We start from the raw sequence: 7990 nt of genomic DNA on the forward strand, positions 1-7990 counted from the left end.
AATTGTGATAATGTGGATAATGTTGTAGCGTTTATTACGAAATCCGTACAGGCTGAATTGAGAGAGATTTACCCTGGCGTTCTGCCTGAGGAAGAGACAAGTTTGTCGGAAAGTCTTTCACGTATTAAACATATTGTTGGACAGAAATTTATTATAATTATTGATGAGTGGGATGTTCTGATCAGAGATGAAGCGGCGAATAAAAAAGTACAGGAAAAGTACATTAATTTTTTGCGGGCAATGTTTAAGGGAACGGAACCGACAAAATATATTCAGCTGGCGTATCTTACAGGTATTTTGCCGATAAAGAAAGAAAAAACACAGTCTGCATTAAATAATTTTGATGAATTTACAATGCTTGATGCAGGAGAGATACTGAGGGTCTGACCATCTAACTAACCGATAAATAAAATAATGAATTAGTGAAAAGTTGATGAAAAGTCTATAAATGTAATGTGACATTGGAGTTTAGCGCAATAGAGTTTGAATATTGTGGATCGCTTGAATTGTTGGAAGAATTCTTTCATAAATATATTAATATTAGAAGTTGTCAGTTATTAAGGATTAATCCTGAAACGAAGAAGTGGAATTGCTCTATGGCAACAAGGGCGAATTGCAGGGAAACCAGGTATTTGCCGATTTGCTGCCTCATCTGATCAGGGTAATAGAAAATGCCGGAATGCTGATCATTGATGAATTTGGCAATAGTCTTCATAATAAATTGGCTGAAAAAATTATTGAATTCTTTATGGAGAATGTTGCTTTACGCTAAAATGGTTTCATGCTATCATTATTTTAGTTGAAAATTTTGATGGCATGAAGCTATTTTTGATTGGAGGCATGGAAGATTTGAACTTTAACTATTGCTATAAAATTACTTATGAATCAGGGGAAACTTATGACAGACGAAGAAATGAGCTGTCAGTAGAAATTTCAAAAGAAGACTATAAGAAAATTATAACAGGAGTATTACAGGAAAGACCGATTGAGCAGATTGAAGGGATTTCGGATGTAATTGATAAAATGACGGAAAATGTTGAATTTGCGGATCGTTTTATGAATAAAAATGGTTCATTAAGAAAAACACCATTAAAGAAAAAAAGAGCTATTTCAAAACTTGAATTTTTTATTCCGGAATATGAGTATCGGCGATTAAAAAAGATGAAGGATCCAATAGAGACATTGGAACGCCCAGTGGAACATATGACTGTTTATCGGAATGATGGTTCCAGTGTGACTTTGACAGCGGAGAATGGACGTGTGAGTATTGTTGACTCCAGGGAGAAAAATGTAAAGCATATTATTGAGGCAGATCATTTTATTTCGAAAATTTTGTAATGATTTATTACAAATACCATTGATAGTGTCCGTGTGTATGCCAACGGATATTTTAAGATATTTGATCCGTTGGTACAGTATTTGCTTGGAGGAAAGAACCACTGAGGTTCTGACCATCTAACCAGAAGACATGATTTACTAAAGGTAGATAAATATATTTATTTATATTTTTGATATAGCATTAGAGTCTGACACTATGAGGTGTTAGATGAAATAGCAGAGATAAAAGAGAAGGTAGAATTGCAAATCTCACAATTGCTATTTTTATAGTATTGACTGACCTCTTACCAAAGAAAGGACATAAACTTTATGAATAACACAATTACGCCAGATACAGAATCAATAATTAATATAGTGGAAAAAATTGACATCGGAACTGTATCTTTGCCTGAATTTCAAAGAGATTTTGTCTGGGATATTTCTCGCACATACGATTTATTTGACTCATTATCTAAAGATGTATTTATCGGTTCTATTATTTACGGTATCCCCTCTTTTGGACTAACAGTTAGAGAATTAGATACTCGTCCTAGAAAAGGAACTGGTAGCAGAAAAAAGCTTAAAACGATATACATTACTGAAGAAGAAATAAAAGTCAAAACATCTACAGCAAATTATAAAATTATTTTAGATGGACAACAACGAATAACATCTATTTATAGGGCTTTAAAAGGAATTGATGAGATTTGGTTTATATTTAAAAATTCTGATGAACTCGATAATATATATGAAGATGAAAAAATACCTAATATACCATTAGAAGCTTTAGTATATGATATTACTGGTACAGAGGATACTGAGCATTTATCAATCCAGTTATCCACTGTATATAAAAGAATAAAAGATTCCTTAATGGAGGATGATTTAAAAGAATACTATAATGACTTAGAATATGTAGCACATTTGAGCGAAGATGATCAAAAATTTTCTTTCAAATCGTATGTACGTTTTATTCAAAAGTTGGAAGATTTACTTAAAAGTCCAAAACTTGTAGCATATTTTCTTCTTGATATGTCCGCTGAAAAATTTGCTCTTTTCTTTGAACGAAGTAATAGTTTAGGTGTATCTTTGACTTTTGTAGATATTCTCGTTGCTAAATTAATAAGTGGATTTAATTTAAGGCAAAAAATTGAAGATTTCGAAGAAGAAAATCCTGATATAACACTTAATCGAGAAATTATCGCAAGAAGCATAGCATACTTATCAAGCAATGGAAAAAAAGTCGACAAAAAGTACATACTTAGTTCATTAAACGCTACAGATTTTAATGATTATTGGGATATTGCAATTGATCTTTATAAATTGGCGTTTGATTACCTGATCAATAATCACTTTATTCTGAATACCAAATGGATGCCTTATCCGAACACCATAATTCCTATCATGATGTTCTTGAACAATCTGCCAAATAAAAATTTTTCTGAAATGTCGGAAGATCAAAAGACTTTTTTTGAATACTGGTATTGGAACTCTGTTTTATCACAAAGATATGTTTCTTCGTCAAATGAAACTATCCTACTTGACGCATATACGCTTTCTTGTGTAGCTCGTAATGAAAAAGTAACAAATAGATATTATTTTAAGAAGCTTCATTCTCTTATAAATAGCTATGAAGACATCCTTTCATATAATAAAAAAGGTAGTGCCATATACATTGCTTTACTGAATTTTATAAATTACAATGCCGGTGGTCTGCTAAATTGGACTAATAGCAGTAAAATATCTTTCAGAGATAAAGTTGACGATCATCATATTTTTCCAAAAGAATACCTCAATTCTTTGGCGGATGAAAATATTGAAGTTAGTATGATTAATTGTATTGCAAATAGAACCTTAATTCCTAAGATAACTAACATAAAAATTGGTAAAAAAGCCCCTCATGTATATATGAAAGAGCTTGCAAAAACAAATGAACATTTTGATTTAATTCTTAATAATCATATGATTCCAAACGATATAATCATAGGATTATATGAAGGTTTTTATAAAGACTTTCTTGAAGAACGAGCAAAGCTAATTTACGATGCTATTAATACCAAGATATTTGCTAAAGCGGAGATTATAGAAAAAAAATTCTTGGGAACTTTAAAAAATCCTCCTGACTATAGTGGTTCAATTAGTGTTTGGGGAAATTATAAGAAAAAAACAGTTACAGCAAGCTTTAATATTGAATTACAAGAAGTACTCTATAATGGTTCCAGAACTTCACCTTCTACGGCGGCAAACAATGCAAAAATAGATATGGGTGGCAACTCGACAGTTTCGACTAATGGGTGGAAATGGTGGAAATACAAAACAGCAGAAGGAACGGAATCATATATTGACGATTATCGCTTGCAGGAGTGACATTGGAGTTTTGCGCCATAGAGTTTGAATATTATGAACTGCCTGAATTATTGGAATAATTCTTTCATAAATATATTAATACTAGAAGTTACCAGTTATTAAGGATTAATCCTGAAACGAAGAAATGGAATCGTTCTATGGCGACAAGGGTGCTTTACGAAAATATAGAAAGTATTGACTAAAAAGAGAGTGGCATTAAATGATAGATATATACACAGAAAAAAAAGATTCAAAAGACTGGACTCTTCGGAATGATTTATATTTCAATTTGTATACAGGTAATGAAGTGATGTCACAAAATGAAATAAATCTGATTCAGCGTGTGGATGAAGCAAAACTGACGTCAGACAAGCGTATTGAGACAAAATATGGCTTAGGTACGATCCGCAATTTGTCATCAGGATGTAAGACGTTGCTTAACATTGTGAAGCATCCGGATAAATTGGTGCGTGTGGAGGAATGTGGTCCTAATGTGCTTAAAATCATTTTTACAATGGACAATATAAAGATTTATATGTCAAGACCTACACTTGTTGATATTCCGGATGATGTGCAAATCAGATTCAATAATTCTGACGTAGTGACTGGAGGAAGAGGATATAATGCATGGTGGAGTAAAGAATATGAGGGAAGAGAAGCGTGTGACTTATACACAAAGTTTTGAGAAAGTAATATTATCTCGTTTAAAGTCGCTGAGGATATGACCATCTAATTATTAAAAAAGAGTATTTGCTTGGAGGAACGTGGACGATATGTTAAAGATTTTCTTTGGTGATATGTCAGATGCTGTGTATAATACAGCTTCTTATTTTAAATATGATTATGAAGATGAATGGATTATAGATCCATTTGTAAAGGAAATGATTCAGGATGTAGATAAATCAACTGTACTGGATGGCGGTGTAATAGACAGCCCGGTGTTGGGGAAAATACCGCCAACTGGGTTATCAGGCGGTGTGAAAACATTGATTCTAGTTAAATTTGATAAAGACAAAATTTTTAATGCGTCAACCTGTGGTGATAATTGTGCAAAGTGGCTGCTGAAAATTGCAGAATCAGAGGATAGAACAATTAATCTTTTGCATTTAATGGATTTTGGACCAGAATCCTTTAGTATTCATATTTTGAATACAGATCAAATTGTTCATTCTATGGAAGAACTTGTGTCGATAGCGGGAGAATTTGTTTAGGAGAGAGTGCGATGAAGGGAAAGCATAGAGTTGTTGTTTCAACTAAACGTTTAAAATATGATTTTGAATTGAGACGTAATTTAACAATTATTCGTGGCGACAGCGCGACAGGAAAAACCACTCTTATTGATATGATTCAGGATTATGTAAATAATCCATCAGGTACTCCGGTAGAATTGATTTGTGATAAGAAATGTTTTGTATTGGAAGGTGCTCTGTGGAAAGAGCAGTTAAGTGGAATATCTGACAGCATTATTTTTATTGATGAGGGAAATGAATTCATAAAAACAGAAGAATTTGCTGGCAAGATTCAGAAAACGGATAATTACTATGTGATTGCATCCAGAGAGTCATTGCCTTCTTTGCCATATAGTGTGGAAGAAATTTATGGAATAAAAACTTCTGGAAAATATGGAACTTTAAAGCAAAGTTACCATGAATTTTATAGAATATATGGTGCAGATACTTATAAGGACAGTGTAAATCCTGAAATTGTTATTACTGAGGACAGTAATTCAGGATATCAGTTTTTTGAACATGTCTGCAAAGATAATGGATTAAAATGTGAAACATTAAATGGAAAATCTAACGTATTTCATTATTTAAATGTACATAAGAATGAAAAAATGCTTGTGATAGCAGATGGCGCGGCATTTGGTTCGGAAATCGATAAAGTATTGCGTCTGATAGAAAAAAAAGAAAATATTGCTTTATATTTGCCAGAGTCGTTTGAATGGCTGATTTTATCGGCAGGAATACTTAAAAATAGTCTTGTAGATAAAATTTTAGATGATCCATCTGAGTATGTGGAATGTAAAGAATATTTCAGCTGGGAAAGGTTTTTTACAGCAGTTTTGATTAAGGAAACAAAGGATACTTATTTGGCATACGTAAAAAAGAAATTAAATCAGGCATATCTGAGTGAAAATATGATAGCTTTAATCCTTGAGCAGATGAAAAAAATTAAGCTCAATTGGAAGAAGCCATTTTGATTGAGAGGCCTATCGGGGTCTGAACACCTAATCATGTACCGGAAGGGAAGATGGACCAGAGATTGTTTTTCTTATAGTATGTTTTAGATACATGTTGGATAGCAAGGAACCTTATGAATAAAAAACAATAAGAAGAGGAAGTAAATGGATATGGAAAATACATTTGCGAAAAAAGTTCAAAAAGCGATGGGAAGTGCAATTCCGGATTGGATACCAAGAGGAAAATGGCGGGGCGTCAGTTATGGTCACATTTTGACAGATATGAGAAACAATTTCATTGATGGATGTTATCCTGTAAAATGTTGTATAAAGGGAAATTTATCGGAGGGTGAGATTAAATATCATCAGGGAGCATCACATCTGAATTCTTCTCAGGTTATGTGTATCAATTTTTTTAAGAAATTTTTTGAAAAGGAAGAGTATGAAGGGTATCTTCTTGCAGTTCTGCAATGCTGTGGTATTTCTATAGAAGGATATAAAATAGAAAATGCAGTTTTTGAATATGAACCAGATCACGAGGAAGGTACAAACTTTGACTTTTATCTGACTCTTGATGATGGAAAGAGAATTTCTTTTGAGTGTAAGTATACAGAGACAGAATTTGGTGGTATTTCATCCGATAAAAGAGATCCTGATAAATATAACCGAAAATGGGATCACATATATAAAAATTTAATAGCAAGTAGTACCTTCCTTTTTACAGATAAGAAAGAGTTCTACAGACATTATCAAATTAACCGAAATATTGTATATGCTGACAGTAGAGATTATGTCCTGTTTTTAACGCCGAGAGCAAATGATGCAAAGGGAATCTGCGATGGACGGACGTATATAGATAATATGGAAAACCAACATATACGAAATATATATTGGGAAGATATGATACAAATTACACTGCTGACAGTTGCAGAGTGTGAACCATTGAAGGATTATTATTTCAAATTCAAGAGCAAGTATTTGGATTCATGGAACGAAGAACATTAAAGTAAATTATATGTAGCTACATTCAAAAGAAGATGATGGAAATACAGAGGTGTTCTAGCTTAAGAATGCAATAGCAATTTTTTCATCATTTACACATGAACCGGAAGTTGAAAGGTTCTAAAGATAAAGAGCCACAGAAATATAACAAAGAGAAAAAATGAAGGGACATAAAAGATATATGATTAGTTTTTATAAGAGTATTGTTGACCAGGACAGAGCTTCGATTGTTATATGTAATCTTAAGCATGAGATTATCTACATGAATCCGGCAGCTGTTAAAAGCTATGCGAAGCGAGGCGGTGATAAACTTATTGGAAGAAGCCTGTTAGATTGTCATAATCAGGAATCCAGGGATAAAATACAGAAGGTAGTGGACTGGTTTGGGGCAGATGAGAGCCATAACCTTGTCTATACTTTCCATAATGAGAAGCAGAATAAAGATGTTTATATGGTTGCACTCAGAGAAGAGGGAAGACTGATAGGATATTATGAAAAACATGAATATCGAAATTCAGAAACTATGAAACAATATGATTTGTGGTGATGTTATGGCACAGGACGAATGGTGCAGGCAGTTATTCAAGAATGAGGAAATACGACAGGAACTTACCCGTGTGGTAAGAAGAAAAAATGGAATGAGGTAAGTAACAATATGGAATCAAAACAGAAAAGAACAGCTCTTGTCACCGGCGGAAGTTCCGGAATCGGACGATGTATTGCAGTAGCATTGAGTAAGGCTGGCTATTTAGTCTATGAGTTCAGCCACCGGAGGCTGTTGGTACATATATTGCGCGGATTGCACAGAAAAAGAATTGTGCTCCAATTTGTGTGGCGGGTGTGAAGTATAAGATTCTGAGATTCTTATGTAAAATTCTGCCGTGTACATTACGGGGAAAGATTGTTGGTTCTATTTACGCAAAATAGCTGTGATTATTTTATAGAATCCCGATATAGCTCGGGTGTCTGGATATATAACAGCTTTTTTCAGCTTTACGCTAAAATGGTTTCATGTTATCATTATTTTACTTGGAATAATTGATAGCCTGGAGCCATTTTTGATTGAGAGGTGTAAGGAATGGGTAGATTTGTAAATCCTGATAACAGTGCATTTCAGGTGGCACTGAATTCTCCGATATATGT

The 7990-nt window shown here is 33.3% G+C and carries 8 protein-coding genes and 1 pseudogene; all 9 read left to right on the forward strand.

Features of this window, described 5'->3' with window-relative positions:
- Positions 1-375 (forward strand): annotated as a pseudogene (locus I4V44_RS16810) (AAA family ATPase); the annotation flags it as partial.
- A gap of 208 nt (positions 376-583) precedes the next feature.
- Entirely contained in the window at positions 584-772 is a 189-nt protein-coding gene (locus tag I4V44_RS16815; RefSeq protein WP_147417354.1) for an ATP-binding protein, read from the forward strand.
- Between the two features lie 77 nt (positions 773-849).
- On the forward strand, positions 850-1338 hold the full coding sequence (locus tag I4V44_RS16820) for a hypothetical protein (protein WP_182433744.1): 489 nt from the start codon (positions 850-852) through the stop codon (positions 1336-1338).
- A gap of 309 nt (positions 1339-1647) precedes the next feature.
- Positions 1648-3684 (forward strand): GmrSD restriction endonuclease domain-containing protein, encoded by a 2037-nt coding sequence (locus I4V44_RS16825; protein WP_196002998.1) that lies wholly within the window; start codon positions 1648-1650, stop codon positions 3682-3684.
- A 199-nt stretch (positions 3685-3883) separates the two neighbouring features.
- Positions 3884-4348, forward strand: coding sequence for a DUF4869 domain-containing protein (locus tag I4V44_RS16830; protein ID WP_118522018.1), 465 nt, complete (start codon positions 3884-3886; stop codon positions 4346-4348).
- Positions 4349-4436: 88 nt separating this feature from the next.
- A complete protein-coding gene (locus tag I4V44_RS16835) occupies positions 4437-4874 on the forward strand; it encodes a DUF4869 domain-containing protein (protein ID WP_118522017.1) in 438 nt (145 codons plus the stop codon).
- 11 nt (positions 4875-4885) lie between these two features.
- The gene (locus I4V44_RS16840; protein WP_118522016.1) at positions 4886-5866 is read left to right on the forward strand and encodes a translation initiation factor 2; all 981 of its coding nucleotides are present in this window, start codon (positions 4886-4888) and stop codon (positions 5864-5866) included.
- A 150-nt stretch (positions 5867-6016) separates the two neighbouring features.
- Positions 6017-6850, forward strand: a complete 834-nt coding sequence (locus I4V44_RS16845) for a PGN_0703 family putative restriction endonuclease (protein WP_147419406.1) — start codon at positions 6017-6019, stop codon at positions 6848-6850.
- Between the two features lie 157 nt (positions 6851-7007).
- Positions 7008-7394: a PAS domain-containing protein gene (locus I4V44_RS16850; protein WP_118522014.1), complete on the forward strand. Its 387-nt coding sequence runs from the start codon at positions 7008-7010 to the stop codon at positions 7392-7394.
- Positions 7395-7990: the final 596 nt, after the last annotated feature.

Source organism: Blautia sp. 1001283B150304_161114_C9, assembly GCF_015668165.1.
Lineage (GTDB): Bacteria > Bacillota > Clostridia > Lachnospirales > Lachnospiraceae > Blautia_A > Blautia_A wexlerae.

Coding starts and splice junctions, on each gene's coding strand:
- I4V44_RS16840 (WP_118522016.1), top strand. CDS start 4,886: ATGAAGGGAAAGCATAGAGTTGTTGTTTCAACTAAACGTTTAAAATAT.
- I4V44_RS16850 (WP_118522014.1), top strand. CDS start 7,008: ATGAAGGGACATAAAAGATATATGATTAGTTTTTATAAGAGTATTGTT.
- I4V44_RS16830 (WP_118522018.1), top strand. CDS start 3,884: ATGATAGATATATACACAGAAAAAAAAGATTCAAAAGACTGGACTCTT.
- I4V44_RS16825 (WP_196002998.1), top strand. CDS start 1,648: ATGAATAACACAATTACGCCAGATACAGAATCAATAATTAATATAGTG.
- I4V44_RS16835 (WP_118522017.1), top strand. CDS start 4,437: ATGTTAAAGATTTTCTTTGGTGATATGTCAGATGCTGTGTATAATACA.
- I4V44_RS16845 (WP_147419406.1), top strand. CDS start 6,017: ATGGAAAATACATTTGCGAAAAAAGTTCAAAAAGCGATGGGAAGTGCA.